The 21,963-nt window shown below is 43.1% G+C and carries 25 protein-coding genes; 3 read left to right on the top strand and 22 right to left on the bottom strand.

Annotated elements, in window-relative coordinates:
* From ADI74_RS08380 to ADI74_RS08340, 9 genes are all read right to left on the bottom strand, one after another.
* A partial coding sequence (locus tag ADI74_RS08380; protein ID WP_049538276.1) for a primase C-terminal domain-containing protein occupies window positions 1-995 on the bottom strand: 995 nt, incomplete at its 3' end.
* Window positions 996-1,009: 14 nt separating this feature from the next.
* Complete coding sequence (locus tag ADI74_RS08375; RefSeq protein ID WP_049538269.1) at window positions 1,010-1,525, bottom strand: hypothetical protein; 516 nt, start codon at window positions 1,523-1,525, stop codon at window positions 1,010-1,012.
* A gap of 106 nt (window positions 1,526-1,631) precedes the next feature.
* A complete protein-coding gene (locus ADI74_RS08370) occupies window positions 1,632-2,666 on the bottom strand; it encodes a sensor histidine kinase (protein ID WP_000769388.1) in 1,035 nt (344 codons plus the stop codon).
* Window positions 2,663-3,361: a response regulator transcription factor gene (locus ADI74_RS08365; protein ID WP_049538268.1), complete on the bottom strand. Its 699-nt coding sequence runs from the start codon at window positions 3,359-3,361 to the stop codon at window positions 2,663-2,665. The genes ADI74_RS08370 and ADI74_RS08365 overlap by 4 nt, the downstream gene beginning before the upstream one ends.
* Window positions 3,362-3,441: 80 nt before the next feature.
* Window positions 3,442-5,082, bottom strand: a complete 1,641-nt coding sequence (locus tag ADI74_RS08360) for an SSURE domain-containing protein (protein ID WP_049538266.1) — start codon at window positions 5,080-5,082, stop codon at window positions 3,442-3,444.
* Window positions 5,083-5,236: 154 nt separating this feature from the next.
* Window positions 5,237-5,902 carry a potassium channel family protein gene (locus ADI74_RS08355; RefSeq protein ID WP_049538265.1) on the bottom strand — a complete coding sequence of 222 codons (666 nt, stop codon included), beginning with the start codon at window positions 5,900-5,902 and terminating at the stop codon, window positions 5,237-5,239.
* Window positions 5,903-5,915: 13 nt separating this feature from the next.
* Window positions 5,916-7,295 carry a TrkH family potassium uptake protein gene (locus tag ADI74_RS08350; protein WP_049538264.1) on the bottom strand — a complete coding sequence of 460 codons (1,380 nt, stop codon included), beginning with the start codon at window positions 7,293-7,295 and terminating at the stop codon, window positions 5,916-5,918.
* 33 nt (window positions 7,296-7,328) lie between these two features.
* Window positions 7,329-8,093: a nucleoside phosphorylase gene (locus tag ADI74_RS08345; RefSeq protein ID WP_049538263.1), complete on the bottom strand. Its 765-nt coding sequence runs from the start codon at window positions 8,091-8,093 to the stop codon at window positions 7,329-7,331.
* A gap of 293 nt (window positions 8,094-8,386) precedes the next feature.
* On the bottom strand, window positions 8,387-8,950 hold the full coding sequence (locus ADI74_RS08340) for a sugar O-acetyltransferase (RefSeq protein ID WP_049538262.1): 564 nt from the start codon (window positions 8,948-8,950) through the stop codon (window positions 8,387-8,389).
* A 153-nt stretch (window positions 8,951-9,103) separates the two neighbouring features.
* Here ADI74_RS08340 and ADI74_RS08335 point away from each other — a divergent pair, with 153 nt between their 5' ends.
* The 3 genes from ADI74_RS08335 to ADI74_RS08325 are packed head-to-tail and all read left to right on the top strand — an operon-like array spanning window position 9,104 to window position 11,374.
* Window positions 9,104-9,412, top strand: coding sequence for a rhodanese-like domain-containing protein (locus ADI74_RS08335; RefSeq protein WP_000468875.1), 309 nt, complete (start codon window positions 9,104-9,106; stop codon window positions 9,410-9,412).
* 20 nt (window positions 9,413-9,432) lie between these two features.
* Complete coding sequence (locus ADI74_RS08330; RefSeq protein ID WP_049538261.1) at window positions 9,433-11,088, top strand: FAD-dependent oxidoreductase; 1,656 nt, start codon at window positions 9,433-9,435, stop codon at window positions 11,086-11,088.
* On the top strand, window positions 11,078-11,374 hold the full coding sequence (locus ADI74_RS08325; RefSeq protein WP_049538260.1) for a rhodanese-like domain-containing protein: 297 nt from the start codon (window positions 11,078-11,080) through the stop codon (window positions 11,372-11,374). Before ADI74_RS08330 ends, ADI74_RS08325 begins: the two co-directional genes overlap by 11 nt.
* A gap of 40 nt (window positions 11,375-11,414) precedes the next feature.
* Here ADI74_RS08325 and ADI74_RS08320 read toward each other — a convergent pair whose 3' ends face one another.
* The 13 genes from ADI74_RS08320 to ADI74_RS08255 form a co-directional block, all read right to left on the bottom strand.
* On the bottom strand, window positions 11,415-11,903 hold the full coding sequence (locus tag ADI74_RS08320) for a prolyl-tRNA synthetase associated domain-containing protein (RefSeq protein WP_049538259.1): 489 nt from the start codon (window positions 11,901-11,903) through the stop codon (window positions 11,415-11,417).
* Window positions 11,904-11,945: 42 nt separating this feature from the next.
* Window positions 11,946-12,203, bottom strand: a complete 258-nt coding sequence (locus ADI74_RS08315; RefSeq protein WP_049484505.1) for a metal-sensitive transcriptional regulator — start codon at window positions 12,201-12,203, stop codon at window positions 11,946-11,948.
* Window positions 12,204-12,399: 196 nt separating this feature from the next.
* Complete coding sequence (locus ADI74_RS08310; RefSeq protein WP_049538258.1) at window positions 12,400-12,942, bottom strand: DUF3592 domain-containing protein; 543 nt, start codon at window positions 12,940-12,942, stop codon at window positions 12,400-12,402.
* Window positions 12,943-13,020: 78 nt separating this feature from the next.
* Complete coding sequence (locus tag ADI74_RS08305; protein ID WP_049538257.1) at window positions 13,021-13,692, bottom strand: hypothetical protein; 672 nt, start codon at window positions 13,690-13,692, stop codon at window positions 13,021-13,023.
* 13 nt (window positions 13,693-13,705) lie between these two features.
* Complete coding sequence (locus ADI74_RS08300) at window positions 13,706-14,371, bottom strand: hypothetical protein (protein ID WP_049538256.1); 666 nt, start codon at window positions 14,369-14,371, stop codon at window positions 13,706-13,708.
* Window position 14,372: 1 nt separating this feature from the next.
* On the bottom strand, window positions 14,373-14,945 hold the full coding sequence (locus ADI74_RS08295) for a hypothetical protein (protein ID WP_049538254.1): 573 nt from the start codon (window positions 14,943-14,945) through the stop codon (window positions 14,373-14,375).
* 301 nt (window positions 14,946-15,246) lie between these two features.
* On the bottom strand, window positions 15,247-16,101 hold the full coding sequence (locus tag ADI74_RS08290) for a VOC family protein (RefSeq protein ID WP_049538252.1): 855 nt from the start codon (window positions 16,099-16,101) through the stop codon (window positions 15,247-15,249).
* A 106-nt stretch (window positions 16,102-16,207) separates the two neighbouring features.
* On the bottom strand, window positions 16,208-17,245 hold the full coding sequence (locus tag ADI74_RS08285; RefSeq protein WP_049538251.1) for an aldose epimerase family protein: 1,038 nt from the start codon (window positions 17,243-17,245) through the stop codon (window positions 16,208-16,210).
* Between the two features lie 146 nt (window positions 17,246-17,391).
* The gene (gene lacD / locus ADI74_RS08280) at window positions 17,392-18,387 is read right to left on the bottom strand and encodes a tagatose-bisphosphate aldolase (protein WP_049538274.1); all 996 of its coding nucleotides are present in this window, start codon (window positions 18,385-18,387) and stop codon (window positions 17,392-17,394) included.
* A gap of 10 nt (window positions 18,388-18,397) precedes the next feature.
* On the bottom strand, window positions 18,398-19,564 hold the full coding sequence (locus ADI74_RS08275) for an SIS domain-containing protein (RefSeq protein ID WP_049538248.1): 1,167 nt from the start codon (window positions 19,562-19,564) through the stop codon (window positions 18,398-18,400).
* 257 nt (window positions 19,565-19,821) lie between these two features.
* Window positions 19,822-20,226 (bottom strand): PTS sugar transporter subunit IIA, encoded by a 405-nt coding sequence (locus tag ADI74_RS08265; RefSeq protein ID WP_071852005.1) that lies wholly within the window; start codon window positions 20,224-20,226, stop codon window positions 19,822-19,824.
* A 3-nt stretch (window positions 20,227-20,229) separates the two neighbouring features.
* The gene (locus ADI74_RS08260) at window positions 20,230-21,051 is read right to left on the bottom strand and encodes a PTS system mannose/fructose/sorbose family transporter subunit IID (RefSeq protein WP_000185285.1); all 822 of its coding nucleotides are present in this window, start codon (window positions 21,049-21,051) and stop codon (window positions 20,230-20,232) included.
* Window positions 21,038-21,943: a PTS mannose/fructose/sorbose/N-acetylgalactosamine transporter subunit IIC gene (locus ADI74_RS08255; protein ID WP_000616995.1), complete on the bottom strand. Its 906-nt coding sequence runs from the start codon at window positions 21,941-21,943 to the stop codon at window positions 21,038-21,040. Before ADI74_RS08255 ends, ADI74_RS08260 begins: the two co-directional genes overlap by 14 nt.
* Window positions 21,944-21,963 lie beyond the last annotated feature (20 nt).

Genomic DNA, 21,963 nt, shown 5'->3' with positions numbered 1-21,963 from the left:
TCACGACTAGCAGCTTCATATTTTCCTGAGTAGGCGCTTGTGATAATCTTATGATATTCAGCTGAAGAGAGTGGTTCGTCTAGATTCGCATTAAAACTAGAAAGAACCTCCTCACACTCTTCCTGATCGATTCCTGAAGAGAAGTTGGCTAAAGCTAGCGTGAAAAGAACGTTGTTTCTTCCCATCAAGGCTTTTCCACCTTTGATATTCCCCTCTCTCATCAGCAATTGATACCAGGGTTCATCAATCTGTTTCACCCCTTCAGAACCTGAAAGAACCGTCAAATTGGGCTTTTTACTTGGGAAAGGAAGTTCTGATTGCTTCATCGACCAATCTAACCACTCCTGGAACGAATAAGTATAGTCAGCATCAAAGAATTCGACATTATCAGTTCGAGGAATCCGAGCAATTCCAAAATGGTTACAGGTCATATCTACTGGTAAAGTTTGAGCAAAGTAATTTCTCAAATTTTGAGAGATAGCTTTAGCCACCTTTACCACTCGAAATTGAGAATGAGCTGTAACATAGGCTGATTCTGAGAGGACAAAATAGGCTTGAAATCCTTTATCTGATTTCAGGATCAACGTCGGCATAAAACCTAGATCCAAGGAAGCAGTTAAAATATCTCCTGTTGTCATTTCTTCAGCTGAAGAGCTAATATCGAAGTCAATGTAAAATGTGTTAATCTGTCTTAGATTATCTTCAGAGTGGCCACGTGTAATCCGTCGACTATCATCGCTATAGCTTCCGTAGCAATATACGTTAGGAGTCCAGTGTGTAAACTGATCCTGGTTCTCAAGCAATGATTCGACAGAGGTTAAAACAACACCACGTGCCTTCACCATATTCGCTTTTGAACGATAAGCAAATACAGACCCTCGTCTTCCTTCTTCAGCTGAAGAGATGAGCTGTAAATGGCTATTCTTAAATTTTTGTGTTCTTAATCCGTCTTTTGTGATGATGGATAAGCATTTTAATAAATCAATCTTTTTCATAGTTTTTAGGACTCTCATATCCCTTCCTCATTGATTCTCATACTATCAGGTAGCTTTTTACTCGGTAAACAGTAACCTTCAGATAAGTCCCCTTTGCTATAAAATTCAGGACTATTTGTCATGATGTGGTCACTTCTTCTCCAGCCTCTACGAAGTTGTTTGTAAGATAAAGAAACACGTTTCTCAATCTCTTTAAAACTAAATCCCAGCTTCAAATAGGTTGTTACAATAGCATCAGCATGTTCTTTGGACTCTTCGCTTCTTGTTCTTCTCTGAAAGTTAATCTGCTTATCTTCTTCATTTAATGCTATCTGATAGGCAATAAACAACTTCCGCATTTCCATAATTTTATGTTGCCAGGCCAAGCTGTAAGGTTGTCCTGAATATCGATTCACTAGCTCTTTGACAGGCTGTTTAAATTTCTTCTGGAGAGAATCAAACTCCCCAAGATCTGAGAATGGATCAATAAATCCTAATGGTTCATAATTTAATAATTGTTCTAGTAATTCCTGACGTCCTACTCGTTCCATATCAAATCCCCCATTTCTCAGCAAATAAAAAAGAGAGAGAACATTTCTGTTCTCCCTCACAGGAAAATTTGATTCAATCTAAAAACTCTTACCACTTACTACGCCTTTATTTCAAATTGAGGCTGAATGTAAACTTGCTTCCTAAGCCATATTGACTTTCTGCTGTGATTTCGCCACCAAGCTGATGGGCTAGTTCTCGTGCAATCGCAAGACCTAATCCATGTCCACCTGTCTTCATATTGCGCGAAGTTTCTACACGATAAAGTCGTTTAAAGATCTTTTCCAAATCCTCAGGATGAATCCCCTGACCCTCGTCTTTCACACTGATTGTCAGCTCTTGTTCTGTTAATTGGGCAAGAACCTCGATTCTGGTTCCTGGTTCTGAATATTTAAAGGCATTGTTTAACAAATTGACCAGAATGCGAGAAAGTTTGTCAGAATGGCTCTTGATTTTCGCTGACTCAGGTGATACTTGAATGTAAACATCCCGCTCCTCTTGTTCAATCTGGAGTTGAAATTCACTCATTGACTCAATCAACAGCTGATCTAAAAAGACCTCTTCGACTTCTTCATCAGCAGTATCTTGAGGTTGTGTGTTAAGAGTCAAAACATCCAATTCCTCCACTAGCTTGTTTAGACGCTCAGTTTGCCGACCAATCGTGGCTAAGTAGTGGAGCCGCTCCTCTTCCTTAATCACTCCATCTAGAATTCCCTCCACAGTAACCTGAATGGAGGTAATGGGAGTTTTAATATCGTGAGAGAGCTGCGCAATCATCATTCTCTTTTCTTGCTCGCTCTCATCAAGTGATTGAAAGGTGGCTTGCAAATTGTGGGACATGTCATTAAAAGCCTGGCCCAGCTCTTGAAATTCTAATGGGCCTTTGGTTTCAATTTCTGTGCTGAAATCCTTGCTGGCTATATCCTGAGCTTGTTTTTTCAAATGTTTCAGAGAAGAGAACACAGGCGACAAAAGAAAGATGCTCACTGCAGCGCCAATGAAACTAGCAATCAAGGTCATTCCAACTAGAAAGTAAACTTCACTTTTCTCGATCAACATTCGTTGGACTGCCCAGAAAACGACCAAAATCGTTAGCAGAGTCGACACTAGATACCCCACTAAAATATAGTTTTTTAATTTCATTTTCTACCTCTTGATCTTTCCATCTTATAGCCCAAACCCCAGACAGTTTTGATAGCAGGAGCATTTGAATTTGTATACTTGGTCAACTCTTGCCTCAAAGCATGGATATGAACATTGAGTGTATTGGTATCATCCACATAGTCCTCTTGCCATACCTTCTCGTAAAGTTCCGTCTTTGAAAAGACTCTCTCGGGATTGCTGGCCAATACCCATAGAAGTTCAAAGGATTTTACTGTCAATTCCAAAGGTTGCTCCCCAATGCGAACCTCATGAGTCACATGGTTGATTACCAAGTCACCAAACTCGATCTGTTCTGTCTCTCCTCCACGGCTAAGGCGACGCAAGATATTATTCACTCTTAAAACCAATTCGCGTGGGCTAAAGGGCTTGACTATAAAATCATCTGCCCCCAAACTTAAGCCATAAATCTTATCCTGTTCGCTTGTCTTAGCAGTTGTAAAGAGGAAGGGTTGATCCGGAGCGATATACTGAACTTCACTGATAAAATCATAACCGTCCATATTGGGCATCATGATATCTGTGATGATGAGGTCGATAGATTTTTTTCTGAAAAGTTCTAATCCCTCCTTGCCATCATGGGCGACTAAAACATCGTATCCTGCCTGTATAAGATAGCGGTTTTGAATATCTAGAATATCTATCTCATCATCAACCAGCAAAATTGTCTTTTTCATCTGACACTCCTTCGATAAAAACAGTGTTATACTTGCTTTAGTATAACACTATTTTCTCTAATATTTAAATGATTTGAATCTTAATCTTCTCGTTTGGTTGTCAAACCCAAAAGTCCAACAAGGCCTGCCAAGGCTAGACCAAAGATACCAAGGCCAGCTGTAGCTGTTTTAGCTTCCCCAGTATTTGGTAGCATCGCTTTATCATCTTTTTTCATCATATTAGTCATTGGGCTAGAAGCTGGTTGATCGGTCTTCATGTCTGACATACGATGATTTGTGCCCATCATACCCTCAGTTGTACCTGTAGAGCCTGTTTCAGAAGGTTTCGTATTCATCTGACCTTGTTGAGATGGTGTTGACGCCATTTCTTTTCCACGAAGCTGAATCGTTACTTGACGAGTAGCTACTAGATTGCTCAAATCAGGTTTGCCATCTTTAGAACCATACACTTTGATAGTAGCTTGGTAAGTGTGAGTGCCATTGGCCCGAAGTTGGTCTAGAAGGGCTTGTCCTTCTTTGCCTGTCGTGTTGCCATTCAAATCTACTTCGTAGAAATATTGGCCTTTAGCCAAGCCTTCAAGTGGCAATAACGCTGGGTTATTCGCTGTTCCATTGTCTGACCATGGAGCTTTGTCTGAGGCTTTTAACAAGAGGCGAGTCAACATACCATCACCACCGAAAGCTTCGTATGGAATAACTTGGTTGACACCGGCCAAGAAAGGTCCAGGAACCTTAGCCTTATCAAGGTAGCTAGCTGGAACATCAATCATGTCTTTGACATTGTTAACAACAGACTTTTTAACCTGATTTGGTGTGGTCAAGCCATTCAAATTAACAGTCAAATCTTTAGTCGCTACCAGATTAGTTAAGTCAGGCTTGCCATCTTTCGCACCGTACACCTTGATGGTAGCTTTATAGCTTTGCGTACCATTTTGTTTCAAGAGGTCAAGCAACTCTTTATCAGATTTTCCTTGGGTGCCTGCCAAGTCTACTTCGTAGAAGTAAAGACCTTTGCCCAATTTCTCTACTGGTGGGAGAGCTGGATTTTTAGCTGAGCCGTTGTCTGACCATGGGGCTTTATCTGAGGCTTTTAACAAGAGGCGAGTCAACATACCATCTCCACCAAAAGCTTCGTATGGAATGACTTGGTTGACACCAGCTGTAAATGGACCTGGGAAATTAGCTCTATCCAAGTAAGAAGCTGGGACATCTACTGTATCTTTGGTGTTGTCGGCCACACTTTTTTGCACTTCAGCTGGGGTGGTCGCTGGTTGCGCTTCACTGGCTTCACGGTCTTGTCCAGAAACTGTAGACTCAGGACTTTCCACAGGTTTAACTGCATCTTCTGTTTGTTTCTTAGAGTCAGGTTGTGCTTGCACTTCTTCTTTTGGTGCTACTACCGGCTCTTTAGCAGTTGCGTCCGCTTTTTCTGAAGAGCTTGTCGTATCCACACTTGCTTTAGGTGTTGGAATAGACCGTTCTGAAGGAAGAGCTACATCGACTGCTTTTTTGAGAACCTCTGCTGGTAAGTCGCTCTTTTCACTCACCGAAGTTGCGTCTGGCACGACTTGGGCAGGAGTCGGATTGACGACATCAGCACGCGCAGAACTTGGTTGACCAACTATGACAAAGAAGCCACTGGCTACAACAACTGAAGCAACACCGACACTGAGACGGCGAATAGACCAACGAGTATATCTCTGATTTGGATTGAATTTCATAGGATTCTCCTTAGAGCTTTTTATTTGATGGCTCTAGTATAATCTCCTAAAATTAAAAAGGATTAAGAAAAAGTTAAAATTTTTCTTAAATCCCTCTTATAAAATACTTATATTGACTCGTTAATTATTTGGGAAAGAGAGTACCCTTCCTCTCCTACTCACTCAGTTCAGCTAGGGTATCCAAATGTTGGTTATTAATGACTGCCATGATGTAGGCATCTGCCTGCAAGAGGTCATTAGGTCCGAATTGGACATCCAGAGGAGCATTTTCGTAGGCACGAAAACCAAGTACGTTGAGGTTGTATCGCCCACGTAAATCCAACTGACTGAGACTTTTACCTAACCATGATTGGGGGATTTTCATCTCGACAATCGATACATTCTTGTCCAGCTGAAAGACGTCTACGCTGTTATGAAAGAGGATGGTCTGTGCCAATGAGCGCCCCATTTCAAACTCTGGTGAAATGACTGCGTCTGCACCAATTTTTTCCAACACCTTTTTAGCTGTATGGCTTTTGACCTTGGCAATGACGGTCGGCACTCCTAGACTCTTACAGTGCATAACCGCGAGAACACTGGACTCCAGATTTTCACCCGTTGCGACGACTACGGTATCACAGGTGTCAATCCCCGCTGATAGAAGGAGTTCTTCATCCGTAATATCGCCCACTACCCCACGAGTTAGCACAGGTTCTAATTGATTGATACGTTCCTCGTGGTCATCAATAGCAATGATATTCATGTCATGCTTGGCAAGGGCAGCCAAAACACTGCTCCCAAAAATTCCCAAGCCTAAAATTCCAATTGTTCGATCTGACATCATTTATCCTTTCTTATCCAATGGTGATATCTGCTTTCATATAGTGAATTGTGTCTTTCTTATCTGGCTGGTATTCCGCTACACTGACCAGTAGTGTCAAGGGACCAATACGGCCGATAAACATCAGCAACATAACGATACTGAGGGCTAACTTACCTAACTCCGGCGTTAAATTTGCCGTCACTCCAACTGTCGCAAGGGCTGAAATGGTCTCAAACATGAGGTAAATAAAACGCGGATTTCCCTCTGCTGTTATCCCTAGTAGGATCAAGCCCAGCAAGAAAGTCAGCAAGAAAATAATAAAGACACTGAAAGATTTTTGCACGGTTCGGGGTTCAATCGTCCTCCGAGCAACATTGGCATGAGGCAAGCCCAATAGTTCGCTACGAGCAAAGACCAACAAGACAAAGAAGGTCGTAATCTTAAGCCCCCCTGCTGTCCCTCCAGGTGCCCCGCCCAAAAACATCTGCAAGATGTAGATCAGTAAGGTAACTGGTCGAGCCTGGGTGTAGTCAATGGAAGCAAAGCCAGCCGTTCTCATGCTGACGGTCTGGAAGAAACTAACCAGCAGTTTCTCTGGAGCGCTGAGATTTCCAATCGTCCCAGGATTGTTCCACTCAATTAAGAGAGTCGATACTGTTCCAAAGAGTAAAATTCCCACCGTTAAAAAGAGAACTAACTTGGTATGGAAACGCAGGCGGCGTTTTTTCTTTTTCCCAAACTGGGTCGCTAGGTCAAACCAGACCATAAATCCTAGACCACCCGTGATAATCAATCCTGCAATCACTAGATTGATCAAGGGATCCGTTTGAAAGGCTACCAAACTCGTACTCCCAAAATTATCAAATCCAGCATTACAGAAAGCTGAAACAGCCAAAAAGATAGAGGTTAAAATCCCTCGCCCCCAGCCAAATTCAGGAATAAAGCGGAAACTCAAGAGAAAGGCACCGAGCCCTTCCACCAGAAAAGTCGTCAGAAAGATTGAGCGGATGAAGTCCTTTAGAGACTGGGTTTCTCCATAACTGAAACTTTCTTGAATAGTCTCACGACCACGAAGGCTGAGCTTTTGCTTGCCTTGAATATAAAAGATTCCGATAAAGGTCATGAGCCCCAAACCACCTATCTGGATCAAGATCATGCAGATCAACTGGCCCCAGATATTGTAAGTAGAGGCTACCGGCTGGGTGAAGAGCCCTGTCACACAGACCATGGACACAGTCGTAAAGAGATGGTCAAAGTAGGTCGCTTGTGACGTTTCTGCTTGCACAAAGGGGAGACTTAAAAGAAGCGAACCTAAGAAGATCACTAGTGCAAAACTTAAAAAGATGCGACGGGCTGGCGACAAGCGTCCCAGTATCGTCTTGATTTTTTCCAAAAAAGATTTGAATAACATAGCTACATTCTACCATAAAAACAGTCAGAATACTCACATGTGGTGCACAATGGCAAGACAGAGTTCGAGTGCCTTATCAAAAGCTTCTGAGCCCCAGTCACGACTGTCGTAGTTGTCCAGATCTGCCAAGGAATCTGCGGTAAAGAGCAGTTCTCCCCAGACAACCCCACGTAGTTGGGCAACTGCCGCAAGAGCAGAGCACTCCATCTCCACAACAGCACAGCCTTCTTCCTTGCGATAGGCAACCTTTTCAGCTGTCTCTCGATAAAAACCATCTGTCGTCCAGGCCATGACCTCCTCGTAAGGAATGCCTCTTTGTTCCAAGACTTGCTCAATGGCAGAGATAGCCTCAAGCTGCATCTCCATATAACGAGAAGGCGCTGCATAGTGGTAGCTGGTCCCCTCATCTCGCAGAGCGCGAACAGGGACGAGAAAGGCATTTTCCTCTATATCGGCTAGGACTCCGCAGGTTCCAGTGGAAATGATTTGCTCCACACCATAGCCAATCAACCAATCCATAAACTGGGCCGCTGGGGCAGAACCAACGGGCGCCTGGGCCAGACAAATCTTCTCATCCTTGTAGTTGAGGACGTAGACTGGATATGTCTTGGTGGCCGAAACGAACTCGCCAACACAGTCCGCCTCTACTTCCTGAGCATAGTGGTCAATCTCCTCCTCCAAAAATGCATAGATACACTTCTTTGGCAACTTCAAGTCTAACCCCTCATGTGTTGGCATAAGGACCGCTTGAGGATTGTCATCAAACTCTAAAATGGGAATCGCATGCTTCTGAATCATAGCCCACCTCCTCTAATTTTGTACTATTGTATCAAAAACTGACGGAGTGTCAAGGAAGTGGCAATCAAATACTCTTCCCCAACCTACAAATAAGATGCCAATTAAAACAAGTCTAGTGAAAAACTTTAAAACCTAATAATACTACTATAAAAACGAATGATGATATTTAGTTACAGGAAACCACTTATCATTTATTCGTTTTTTAATTACTATTGGACAATATTAATCTTTAGTGTCAGCTAACTATTTACTGAAAAGAATTCCCTCAGTGAGCTCGACAAAACCGGTCTCTTTTACTTTTCTTTAACTGGGATTTCCTTGATGACACGCGCAGGATTGCCAGCTAGGACAACATTGTCTCCGAAGGACTTGGTAATCACGGCTCCTGCTCCCGCCACTACGTTATTGCCCAGTGTCACTCCAGGAAGGACAATGACGCCACCTCCAGCCCAGAAATTGTCACCGATGGTGATGGGCTTGCCGTATTCGACCCCTGAATTACGTTCATGCGGATCTAGTGGGTGGAGTGGGGTTAAAAACTGACAGTTGGGGCCAAGCATGGCATTGTTACCGATGCGAATCGGACAAACATCCAGCATGGTCAAATTCCAATTAGAATAAAAATTTTCCCCTAGATGGATATTGACTCCATAATCGACCACCAGGCGTGGATTGACATAGAGATTTTTCCCAGTTGAACCAAACCAACTTTTAATAATCTCCGCCCTTTTCAAGGGATCTAACTCCTGGTTGAAATCCGCCTGCTTCTGACGTGCTGTCTGAGCCAAGGCCCGCAACTCGGGATCAAACGGATGATAGGGCTCTCCCGCAATCATTTTCTGGTATTCACTGGTCATCTTATCACCTCACACTTAGTTTGAGGCCATCATATCAAAAAGGCTTTGAAAGTTCAAGAATATACTGCTTTCCAGTCTCTCAAAACAACTTGCTTGACAAAAGCTTGACTTCATGGTTTAATATACCCCATAAGGGTATATTTGGAGGTGCCTATGTTTCACTTATTATTTACAAAAATTGACAGTATTTCTACCAGCGAGTTAGAAGCTAAACTCAGAGAACCAATTCAGCTACTGGATGTTCGGACGCCTACGGAATTTCATAGAGGTCATATCAAAAACGCCAAGAATGTCCCTCTATCCGAAATCGGATCTTACACACCAGCGACAAAAGAAACACTTTATGTCATTTGTCATTCGGGTGTACGAAGCAAATTAGCTGCGAAGAAGCTAAAGAAAAAAGGCTATGATGTCATCAACGTCCGAGGCGGTATGAGCGCTTGGACAGGCAAGGTCATCTAGAAGCATAAAGGAGAAAATCAATGAAAATTATCATTGTCGGGGGAGTTGCAGGCGGAATGTCAGCGGCAACCCGTCTCAGACGTCTCATGGAAGACGCTGAAATCACTATTTTTGAGAAAGGTCCCTTTGTTTCCTTTGCAAACTGCGGACTTCCTTACTATGTTTCAGGAGAGATTGCAAACCGTGATAGTTTATTGGTCCAAACTCCTGAAAGTCTCAAGGCACGCTTTAATCTCGATGTGCGACCATTTCATGAAGTCATCCAGATTTCGCCAGCAGAGCACACTGTGACAGTGCGACACGATGGACAGGAATTCACAGAAAGCTACGACAAGTTGATCCTCTCCCCAGGAGCTAAACCATTTGTTCCTACTATTGAAGGCTTGGCAGAAGCGAAGAATGCCTACACGCTCCGCAATGTTCCCGATCTTGACGAGATTATGGCAGCCTTGGACAATCATCCAAAAGAAGCTATCGTTATCGGTGCAGGCTTTATCGGGCTTGAAATGGCTGAAAACCTGGCTAAACGTGGATTGCAAGTTACAATCATTGAGAAAGCACCCCATGTCTTGCCACCATTAGATCAAGAAATGGCAGCCTTTGTCCAAGCAGAATTGCTGGCAAACGGTGTTCGCGTTATCACTTCTCAGTCTGCGACTCGATTTGAAGACCAAGGAAAAGTCATCGTTCTTGAAAACGGTCAAAAGATCACTTCTGACCTCACCATCCTTTCTGTCGGTGTTGAACCTGAAAACGGACTGGCCAAAGCTGCGGGGATTGACCTGGGACTTCGTGGTGGGATCTTGGTCGATGAACATTACGAAACCAGTCAAAAAGATATTTTTGCAGTTGGGGATGCCATCGTCGTCAAGCAAGAGATTACGGGCCAAGACGCTCTCATCTCTCTCGCTTCTCCTGCCAATCGTCAGGGACGCCAAGTGGCGGACGTCATCGCAGGACTCGGGCGTACAAACAAGGGCAGTATCGGCACTGCTATCGTTCGTGCCTTTGATATGACAGCTGCTTCGACTGGTCTCAGCGAGCGTATCCTTAGCATGAATCAACTTCCTTACAAGGCACTTCATGTCAGCGGTAAAGATCACGCTGGTTATTATCCTGGCGCTACTGATATGACCTTGAAGCTCCTCTTTGACCCAAACACTGGAAAAATCTATGGTGCCCAAGGAGTTGGGAAGAAAGGTGTTGACAAGCGAATCGATATCCTAGCAACTGCTATCAAGGGAAATCTCACCGTCTTTGACTTACCAGAATTGGAGTTCACCTATGCGCCTCCTTTTGGATCTGCCAAGGATCCCGTCAATATGCTGGGCTACGCAGCCTTGAACCTTATCGAAGGTCTCAGCGACAACGTTCAATGGTACCAGCTCGAAGACGAACTGGCTAAGGGAAAGAAATTCCTAGACGTGCGAACCAGTGGCGAATTCCAAAGTGGTCGACTCAAAGTCGACACCATTCACATTCCCCTAAATGAACTACGGGAACGCTTGGATGAACTAGACAAGAACCAAGCCTACATCGTTAGCTGCCACAGTGGTTTGCGCAGCTATATCGCAGAGCGTATCCTCAAGCAAGCAGGATTTACCGTCCAAAACCTTGACGGCGCTTATTCACTATACAAAATGGCTAACCCAGAAGGAGTAGAATATGGTAACTAATATCAGCATGGCTGACTTTTATGAAAAATATCAAAATGAAAATCTAGATCTTATCGATGTCCGTGAAGTACATGAATTCCAAGCAGGGCATGCACCAGGTGCCAAAAATCTTCCATTAAGTACCTTGGAGCAAGGCTACAAAGAACTCAAACCTGACCATGAATACCATGTCATTTGTCAAGGTGGAGTGCGTTCTGCCTCTGCCTGTCAATTTCTCAGCGCCCAAGGTCTCACCGTTACCAATGTAGAAGGTGGTATGAATGCTTGGCCCGGTCAAGTAGAATAAGCAAAAAACCGATTAAATTTCTTAATCGGTTTTTTCGTTTCTACAACTCAATGATATGGAACTCGTAACCTATCGCTTCTAAAAAACGAAGCAAATCTACGGTATCCAAAAAGAGGGTTTTCTCGTTGGTATTGGGGTGGAAACTCATCCGTTTTTCCGACATGATTTCTTTGTCGAAATAAACTTGAATGTCCTTGTTGGTATTATTGAGCAAACCAAAAGGCGAAACAACTCCTGCGGGCAAACTCATTTTTTCAAACAAGCTCTCAGGCGAGGCCATCCGAACTCTATTAGCTCCTATTAGTTCTTTCAAGAGGTTCATATCCAGTCGCTTTTGATCATCCATGATTAGCAGATAGTAGGCTGTTTTCTTTTTGTTTGTGAGAAACATGGTCTTGGTACGGACACCTTCGATTCCCTCGATAAAACTATCTGCCTGCTCCGTCGTTAAGGCTGGCTCGTGCTCCACGATATCAAAGGGAATATCTAGTCCATTTAGCACCTCTACAACTTTTTCGTATGCTTCCATCTTCTAGCCTCCTTTATCAACTTGATAGCCCTAAAAAGTGGGTTATTTTCGTTTGATTAGGTACTGAACAGCCTTTTCCAAGCGTTCCTTTTGAGCCTCAGGGTCGTCTAGCGGTTGATTGATGCAAGCAGTGAGATTTTCGGTAATCATCATCTCAATCACGCGCTCAACACTGGAGCGCACTGCGGTCAACTGGGTAATGATATCTGCGCAGTCACGATCTTCATCAATCATCTTTTGAATCCCACGCAACTGGCCCTCTGAACGTTTCAGGCGTGTTATATACTTTGAGTTTGTCATTGATTTATCCTTGGTCACTTTTTCTTCATTATATCTCGAATAAGGTTCTTTGTCAAAATTCTCATCCTATCTGTCTTTATAGGAGGCAACCTTTTCTCTGTATTGGATAGAAAAGATTACTGAACAGGAAAAAGGAGAACAAAGGCTGTTCTCCTTGAAGCACGATCAAGAAATCAAGTATCCGATTAGTTATGCCTTATATCTTAGACAAAAAGGCTAGGATTACTATCCCATAGAACAGAACTAGGGCCAGTCCAAATCCGATACCGAACCACTTGTAAAACTTGTCCATCCCGCTATAGCGTTCGACATAGGCCCTGGTCGGCTTGTCTGGATCATACCAGACCGTTAACTCCGAATAAAGGGGGAAATGGGTCTGCATCAAACTATCAAAGGAAACGAAGGAGTTGCTGTGGCGAGTGATGGAAGGCGCTAGCATTTCTTCTCTTGTATAATCATTTGAAACCTTAGTAGGACCCCACGGAGTCGTGACCGTTTTGATCATAAAATACTGCAAGGTTTTCTTATAAGTAAGCCCATCTACCGTATATTCAACGATAGGCGGATAACCCTCACGAAAACGACTATAGCCGACAACCGTTCCCTGTACAGATGACTGGGCAAGCCGTACCATCTTCCGATCTCGAAGATAGAGATAGAGAAAGGTGCCGCATACAAACACAAAAGATAGAAGAGTGACGACTGTCCCAACTATCAAACCAATCATTTCTTTAGTCATATGAACTCCTCCAGTTATTCTATAGAGTAAAAGCCCAAAGAAGGAACTCGTCCAAAATCGACATCGAATCCCTCGAATCTACTCTTCAGATTTTTCTTTTGACTCTTGTTCTTTCAAATCTTTCACAGATTTCGATACGATATCTCTCACCTGTTCGTCAGTAAGTCCTGGGATCTGGTAATAAGAATTATTGGACTCGCTTTTTGACGGCTGTGTTCCTGAACTTTCTGTTTTAGAACCTTGTTCAGTCGAAGACGAGGTTTTCGACTCTGAGGAACTGGATTCTTTCATCTCAGAGGAGCTGGATGACTCAGACTCCGAAGACCTAGACTTTTCAGGAGCTTTAAAATCAATCTTAGGCAGCTTGTCTACTTGATTCACCTTTACGTTCGACTGTTTCACAGGTTTATAGAATAGCCCAAAAGACAACAGCAAGGTCATCAAGATCCCAATACTAGCCAAGGTTCTTTTATTGGCTTCTGTTGAAGGAATCTTTACTCCCTTTGTACTGAGTTCTTTCCATTCCGGGTGTTCTTCTTCGATAGCTTTTTTCTGTCTCCAAAAAGGAACAAGGAAAAAATGATTAAAAGGCACAAGGGTTGCCATAGCCGTAGTTAAAAGCGGAACATATCTGGAACGACTCGATACCAGTAGAATATCGAGTATGGCGAAAATAATAAATAGAAAAATCACCAAAAACTGACGAACTCGATACTCTTTTTTGATTTGCAAATAGCTTTCTTGTGACATCATCTCCTCTTTTCTATTTCTCTTCCCCAAATAATACTTTCCCCTGCTTGTATTTTCGTACGGCTAAGAGCCAGCGGATTGGATTGTTTTGGAATAAGAGCAGTACGACACTAATTGGGACGATTATTGCTCCGATTGGTACCATGAACATGGACGGCTCAAACCATTCATGTTCATAGTAGGGAAGAAAGGTCCCAGGTATGGCAAAGAACACAACAATAACAAAAACAAATAGAAGAACGAGGATGACAAATAGATACAAGATGATTTTATCGACTGTTGGTTCCTTATCCGGAGATTTTTTCCAAAATTTACTACTTTCTACCGCTTCTTTAAACTGCTCTTCACTTGCTGGGACAAGCGACTTAGCCCCACTGTAGAACAGTTTTTCAAATCCATAAACACTTCCGATAAAAGCAAAAAGGATTGCGGCTAGATGGATAGGCATCATCCACTCACTCAATCTAAAGGGCGCTATCAAGGAACGAATCCAAATACCGATGATAGTAACTAGCAAGAAAGCAAAGAAGAGAATCCAAGGCCACTTGGATTTCTTTGAACTGATAGCACCGTCGGTTTCTGACGAGGTGATAGATTCTGTCGTTAAAGCCTCTCTCGTCCTTGTGTTATAGTAGACGGATTGCAGGCTTCCTTGGCCTATATAAATGATTTTTCTCATCTTACATTTCTCCCTCTTTCCCTCGGCTATCGTCCTGTAATGTCTCCATCAGTTCCTTGAACAGTCGTTTGCGTGTTTTCATCCGAAAATCATAGACCATATATGTAAGAATACCAATCCCTAACATGTACATAAGTAAAAACTGAAAATCAGAAACAGCCAGATAACGATAGGCTGAAAAAATCGTTATTAAAACAAAAATGTAGCCAACTACTGTCAACGCCCTAGATTTTCTCCTAAGCGTTTTGATATTGGCTTTTGTCAGCCGGACTTTTCTAAATCTATCTGTCTTCATGTTACGTCGGGTAGATTTGGCAAGGAGAATGGTCCCGAAAACCAAAAACAGAGACATCAGGATAAAGAAAATCAGATTGAAAGGGGAGGAGACATCTCCAAAAGTTTGGTTGAGCAACTTTGACAGTCGTTGCAAGGAATAGATTGCAATAGGGGCTGCAATAGCTGAATAATTCATGCCTTGTTTTACACCGTAGAATACTTGATTCTTCAGATCATAATAGATAAAAGAGTCCTCCAGAGGGCCCATACTGATTAAATTTTTTACACTTGTGTCCATCTATTTCCTGTCTCCTAAACTCAATACGGATGTTCAAACAGAATCCTACTTTCTCTTAAAAGCATCGTGACAACGATTGCCAGCAGTCTAGCAGATTTCGGCATTTGCCTTCCTAGAGTTTATTAGTATTATAGCATGAACCCCCAGAAAAGGGAAAATATCCCTGATAGATAGATTGGCTAGAGTCAAAAAAGGCTTCGTCATTTCATAAAAAAGCGAACAAGTCCGCATTCTAAAAACAGAATACGAGCTTGTCCGCCTTTTTCTATGTCTCTAAAATAAATGACGTGTTTTCCTCGTCTCATCGCGCCAAGCGAATGCGGGTCACAATCCCATCTGGCTCTACAAAATCCAACTCACTCGAATGTAGCCATTTGATTGGTGCTTCTAGCTCTTGTGCTTGCTGAACGATGGCTAAGAGTTTTTCCTTGCTTTCGACCTCAAGGACATAGTAGGCCAAGCCGGGCAAGCCCGATTTGCGGGGATCTAGACTTTTTCCAGCCCATTCGTTGACAGCCAGGTGGTGATGGTACTGACCAGCCGCTATCCAACTAGCACTCGGAATGCTAAATTTATCTTCTAGCCCTAACACCTTTTGATAAAACTGGCTCGCCGCGCGGCTATCCTTCACCGATAGATGGATATGCCCCATTCTCGTCCTTTCAGCTAGGACAAAGGGATCTACCTTTTCCCCTAATTCATACATGTCCTGTGCCGCAAGGGCTTCGGTCACACCGATAATGCGACCGTCTTCTCGAATATCCCATGAAGACACTGGCTTATCACGGTAGAGTTCAATACCATTCCCTTCCAAATCCTCTAGATAAATAGCCTCGCTGTATCCATGATCTGCACCCCCAACCAGAGGAATCTGCAAGTCACTTAGGTGTTTCAAGACATCTGCCAAGGCTTTTCGTGTCGGCAACAAAATCGCCAGATGGTAGAGCCCATAATGCTCCCTTACTTCCCCAGCTTTTTCTGCCTGAATCAAATGAACCAAGGCTTTTCGACCAAGTCCCAAAATCGCTTCTGTCTCTGTTTGAGATAAAATCTCCAAGCCAATAATCTGGTGATAAAAAGCCGTTTGACGCGTCAAATCCTTGACATTTAAAACTACCTCGGCTAGATAAATGTGGCTTTGGTATGCATAAGTCATAGGGTGTCTCCTTTTGTTGTAACTTTATTGATTACATCAATTATACACTATTGAGATAAAATGTCAACGAAGACAACTCAAAAGAGCTGGAAACCAGCTCTTCTTTTTATTTAACAACAAGCTCGTAACGAGTTTTACTAGTAAAGGTTTGCCCTGCTTTGAGAATGACTTGGTCTTTGAGGTCACTGTGAATGGCATCTGGTAAGGCCTGAGCTTCAAGGGCAATGCCATTGTGCTGTACCATTGGCTGACCAGCTATGACGACAGTCTCATCCACAAAGTTTGCGGTGTAGACCACAAAGCAAGGAGCCTCTGTCTTGAAAAGCAGGAAACGACCTGAGTTTTGATCATAAAGGAAACCAGCATTGTCATGACCTGCAGGAAGGGCAAATGGGTGATCCAAACCAGATACCAACTGGATTTGCTCATCTTCCTCTGCAAAGATGTCCTTGAGCAAAGCACCATTGTAGATGTGTTTCACCACATCGCGATCAGCATCTGGAGTTTTTGCTGGCACACCGTCCGGAGCGATTGGGTAAATGCCCTCCGTGTTTAGCTGAAAGACATGGCGGTCAACTGTCTGCGTGAAATCACCAGACAAGTTGAAGTAGCTGTGATTAGTTGGATTAACAAGCGTATCCTGATCTGTCGTCACCTTATAGCTGACTTCGTAGGCACCAGTTTCTTCCAAGTAGTAGCTAATCCAAATCTTGAGATTACCAGGAAATCCTCCTGTCCCATCTGTACGCTCTGTGTAGAGAGTCAAGCCATGGTCGCTCACCTCGACCAATTCAAACAAGCTCGAATCCCAACCTGTTGAACCACTGTGGTTACAGTTGCTAGCATTGTTGACTTCAAGATCATAGGTCTTGCCATTGAGCTCAAATGTCGCACCTGCAATACGACCCGCTACAGGACCTACACTTGCTCCATGCTTGGGACTATTGCCTACATAGCTAGCAAAATCATCAAATCCCAAGATCACATTGGCAAAGTTTCCATCCTTGTCAGGCGTGACATAGCGCAAGATGGTCGCACCATAGGTCATAACTTCAAGCTGGTAGCCACTGTCAGTCTCAAAGCGATAGGCCAAGACATCCTTGCCCTCATGATTTCCAAATACACGCTCTGTGTATGCTTTCATTCTTCTCTCCTTTGATCCATTTCTCTTAAGTAAACAAACCATAGAGAGTGTCTGCACCATCTATGGTTGTAGTTTCCATTTTCAGAATCCTTTGTCAGAAAACCTTAAGTCTCTTCTTAACAAATGGGGATTCTTCTATTCTTATTTTATGCTTCTATACGTTTAGTCCATGAAGTCGCTGTTGTTTGAAGAACCTTGTTGAGTTCGTCAATGTTCTCAAAACCTGTTGTACGCAACCATTCACGAGCTGCTGCTTCACCGTCTTTGATGTAAGCTTCAACTGATCCAGCCCATGTTGCACGGCCACAAAGAACTCCGTTGAAGTTTGCGCCTGATTCGTGGGCAAAGACAAGCGTTTCTTGGAAGAGTTTAGCCGATACACCCGCACTCAAGTAGATGTATGGCAAGTTCGTTGCTTCATCTTGTGCTTTGAAGAAGGCTGCTGCTTCTTCGCGAGTATACACGATTTCACCATCGCCAAAGCCTTCAACGTATTTGACGTTGACTGGAACTTCCACTTTCAAGACATCAATGTTGAAGCGTGGATCTGAGAAGACCTTCATGGCACCGATAACCTTGTGTGGTTTTACTTTAGCGTATTCTGCAGAACCTGCGTCAGCGATTTTTTCATCGTAAGCCAAGATTTCAAGGAAGAATGGAATATCTTCCGCCACACACTCAGAACCAATGCGTTCGATGTAGGCTTGTTTTTGCTGGTTGAGTTCGTCAGAGCTATCTACATCGTAGTAAAGCAAGAACTTAACAGCATCTGCACCTTGTTCCTTGATGCGTTTGGCAGACCAAACATCCAAGCAGTCAGGCAAGCGTTTGGTGCTAGTTGTGTCGTAGCCAGTTTTCTCATAAGCAAGAAGAAGACCAGCATTGGCATCAAGCGCTTTTGTAGCTGGGAGACCATACTCAGGGTCAAGAAGCATAGAGGATGCGTATTTTGTCAATTCATCTGCAACCAAAACTTTAAGTTCTTCCATTTGAGCAACTGTTGGTTCTTCTGTTTGGTATTGAGCCATAAGGCGTTTCAAAGCACCACGTTGGTCAAAGGCAAGAGCTGAGATAATGCCGTTCTCGTCAGAGAGTTTTTGCAAGCAAGCTACTTTATTAGGACTTAATTGTAATTTACTCATAGACACTTCCTTATTTATGATAGTCATGAATGATAACACCTTGTACCACACGGTTTACTGTACCTGTAGGAGACGGTGTATCTGGTTTATTTTCGACCTTAAGCGAAGTCAGAAGGGCAAAGAGTTGAGCATATACGATGTAAGGGAAGACACGATAAATATCATTCAAGACTCCACCACAGCCAAGAGCTACTTCTTTGACATTTTCAAGACCAAAGGCTTGATCACTCAAAAGCACAACACGACGAGCAATGTGATCATCAGCAACTTCACGAACCAAGTCCAAGTCGTACTTGCGAGTGTAGTCTGTCGTTGTACCAAATACCAAAACAACTGTATCTTCGTTGATCAATGATTTTGGACCGTGACGGAAGCCAACTGGGCTTTCATACATGGTCGCCACTTGACCAGCAGTTAATTCCAAAATCTTCAACTGAGCTTCATGAGCAAGTCCAAAGAAAGGACCAGCACCCAGATAGATAACACGGTTAAAGTCAAGGTCAACAAGCTCTTTAACATCTGCTGCATTGTCTAGAACTTTACGCGCAAGGCTAGTCACAACTTCAAAACGTTCAGCTTTCACAGCAAATTCTGTAGGATCAAAGACCAAGAGAGCTGTTAGCATCATAGACGTAAAGCTAGAAGTCATGGCAAATCCAGCGTCATTAGAGGCAGCTGGTTGCAAGAGCAAGAGATTGCGGTCATCGCCATGGGCTTGAAGAGCCAATTTCCCGTCTGCAGCACATGTAATGGTCACTTGATAGAGGTCATCAACCAAGGCTTTAGCCAAATCAACTGTCGCCACACTTTCAGGAGAATTTCCGCTACGAGCAAAGGATACAAGGACAGTTGCCACATCTTTTTTCAGATAGGTTTCTGGATTTGCTACGATATCTGTTGTCGCAATGGCATTGAAATTCCATTTGCGTTCGTCATAGACTTCCTTAAAGTAAGGCACCAAGGTATCTCCCACATAAGCAGAAGTACCAGCACCCGTCAAGATAACCTTGATATAGTCATGTCTATCAGCGATACCTTGCAGAAAGGCTGCAATTTCTTCCCGTTTTGCTTGGTAAGATTCAAAAGCTTCTTTCCATACATCAGGCTGTTGGTAGATCTCACGAGTCGTGATTTCTGCACCCAGTTCAAGTAATTCTTCTTTTGTGTAATTTAGCATAGAGTTCCTCTAATCTATTATTGTTTCATTCCTATTGAAAATATGGGAATGGGATTGACTCCCATTCCCATGTATATTCTATATAAGATGCTCTAAGTTACATCTTATACTCAATGAAAATCAAAGAGCAAACTAGGAAGCTAGCCTCAGGTTGCTCAAAGCACTGCTTTGAGGTTGCCAGATAAGACTGACGAAGTCAGTAACATCTATACGGCAAGGCGACGCTGACGTAGTTTGAATTTGATTTTCGAAGAGTATTATTCATCTTCGTCATCATCAAAGCCCGCTAACAGGTCATTGACTTTTACAATGCTTTCTGCAGCACGGCTCTTATAATCCGCATCTGCTCCTGTAAGGCTTGCATTGATAAATTCAATCACCATTGGCAGATTCATTCCTGCGTAGAGTTCCACGTTGCGACCTTCCATAATCAAGCGGCTCACCACGTTACATGGTGTACCACCGAGAAGATCTGCAAAGACTAGGAAATCATCCAATCCTTCGATAGCAGCTTCAAATTTAGCAGTAAATTCTTCTGGACCATCTTCTGGAAGAAGAGCCACTGCATGAATGTTGTCCTGTGGACCCATGATCATTTCCGTGCTACCTTTAAGTTCTTCACAGAAACGACCATGACTCACCAAAATTAACGATTTCACCATAAATTATGCGCCCATTCCAAGCAAGAATTTACCGATGAATGAAAGACCTACTGCAAGAACGATAATGATACCGATCGCTTTAGTAGAGTTCATACCTTTCTTACCAAGCAACCAGAAGATAAAGGCAGTAAAGATTGCTGGAAGCAAGCGTGGGAAGATTGAGTTCAAGATGTCTTGGAAATCAATCAATTTTTCACCGATTGGCAATTTGTAAGAAATCTCAAAGTTGATCATTGTTGCTACAAGAGCACCCATCATGAAGACACCAAGTACAGATGCAGCATCAATCAAAGCTGTCAAAGTACTTTGCATGTTGTTGATAAGGTTAACCCCTTCTTTGTAGGCAAATTCCAATTGTTTCCAACGGAAGATGTCATATGCAACTGCAACTGCGATCCAAAGGAAGATACCCCATGGTTGGCCAGCGATAGCCATAGTTGCTGCGATAGATCCCATGATAGCAGGTACAAGTGAACCAAAGATTGTGTCTCCAAGAGGAGCGAATGGTCCCATCAAACCTGTTTTGATACCGTTAACGGCATCTTTTGAACCTACACCATCTTTTTCTTCCATGGCAAGGTCAAAACCAGCGATAATAGTGTGGAAGAATGGTGAAGTATTGAAGAATTGAGTATGAACTTTCATCATTTCTTTCAATTCAGGAGTTCCATCCCCATACATTTTACGCAATTGAGGCAAGATCATGTAAAGGTAACCAGAAGCTTGCATACGCTCATAGTTCCAACCTAATTGGAAAGTAAACAAGCTACGTTTGTTGATTTGATTAAAATCTTCTTTTGTAAGTTTGTAATTAGAATTCGTCATCTTCGATTTCCCCACTTTCTGATGGTGTAGAAGGTGCTGCTACAGCTACTTTTTGGCTGTTCTTAAAGTGAACAACTGCAAGGAAGATACCTACGATAGAGATACCGATCATAGACAAACCTTTGAAGTTGTTAGCAAAGCCAATCTTTTCAGCAACATCAGCAGGAAGAGTACCAAGGATACCCGCAACAGCGCCACCAAGACCTGTTACATATGAGTAAAGAACAGTCAACATAGCTGTCAAACCGAATCCCATTGCAAGGTAGTGAAGGTTACGTTTAACTGGAAGGTAACGAAGCAAGATTGCAAATCCGAGACCTGGAAGCATACGTCCTGCAAGTGTCAAACCGTCTGCAACCCATTGGTATTCTTTAACAAGGTTTACAACACCTTGTACGAATTCCCCACCAAAAGCAAGGGCGAAGAATACTGGAAGGGCACGTGAAAGAGCCCAAGGCACTGCACCAAGTAGGTAGTTGCGCTCGATACCTTTATAGTCAAAGCGTTCGATTGCAGCATCAATACGGTGTGCAAAGAAAGTAGTTGTCATACGTCCAAGAACGTCGAAGTATGTCAAAAGTGCTGCTACTGGTACAGCGATTGTTGTAATCGCAAGATCTGTATCAATACCTTGAGAGATAGAGAATGCTGTTGCAAGAACCGCACCAGAAGTTGCGTCGATACGAGAAGCACCACCGAAGGTACCAACCCCAAGAACGAACAACTGCAAGCTACCACCGATAAACAAACCAGTTGTCACATCTCCCATGATCAAACCAGTAATGAAACCAGCGAATACAGGGGAACCTGCAGATGAAACGATTGTCAACTCATCACAGATTTGATAAGCTGAGTACAAAGTGAGAAGTAAAATTTGCCACCATTGTATCATAACAATGACCTCCTAAAAAT

This window comes from Streptococcus pseudopneumoniae, from assembly GCF_001074565.1.
GTDB lineage: Bacteria > Bacillota > Bacilli > Lactobacillales > Streptococcaceae > Streptococcus > Streptococcus pseudopneumoniae_J.
This window is presented reverse-complemented; position numbering and strand designations above follow the sequence as displayed.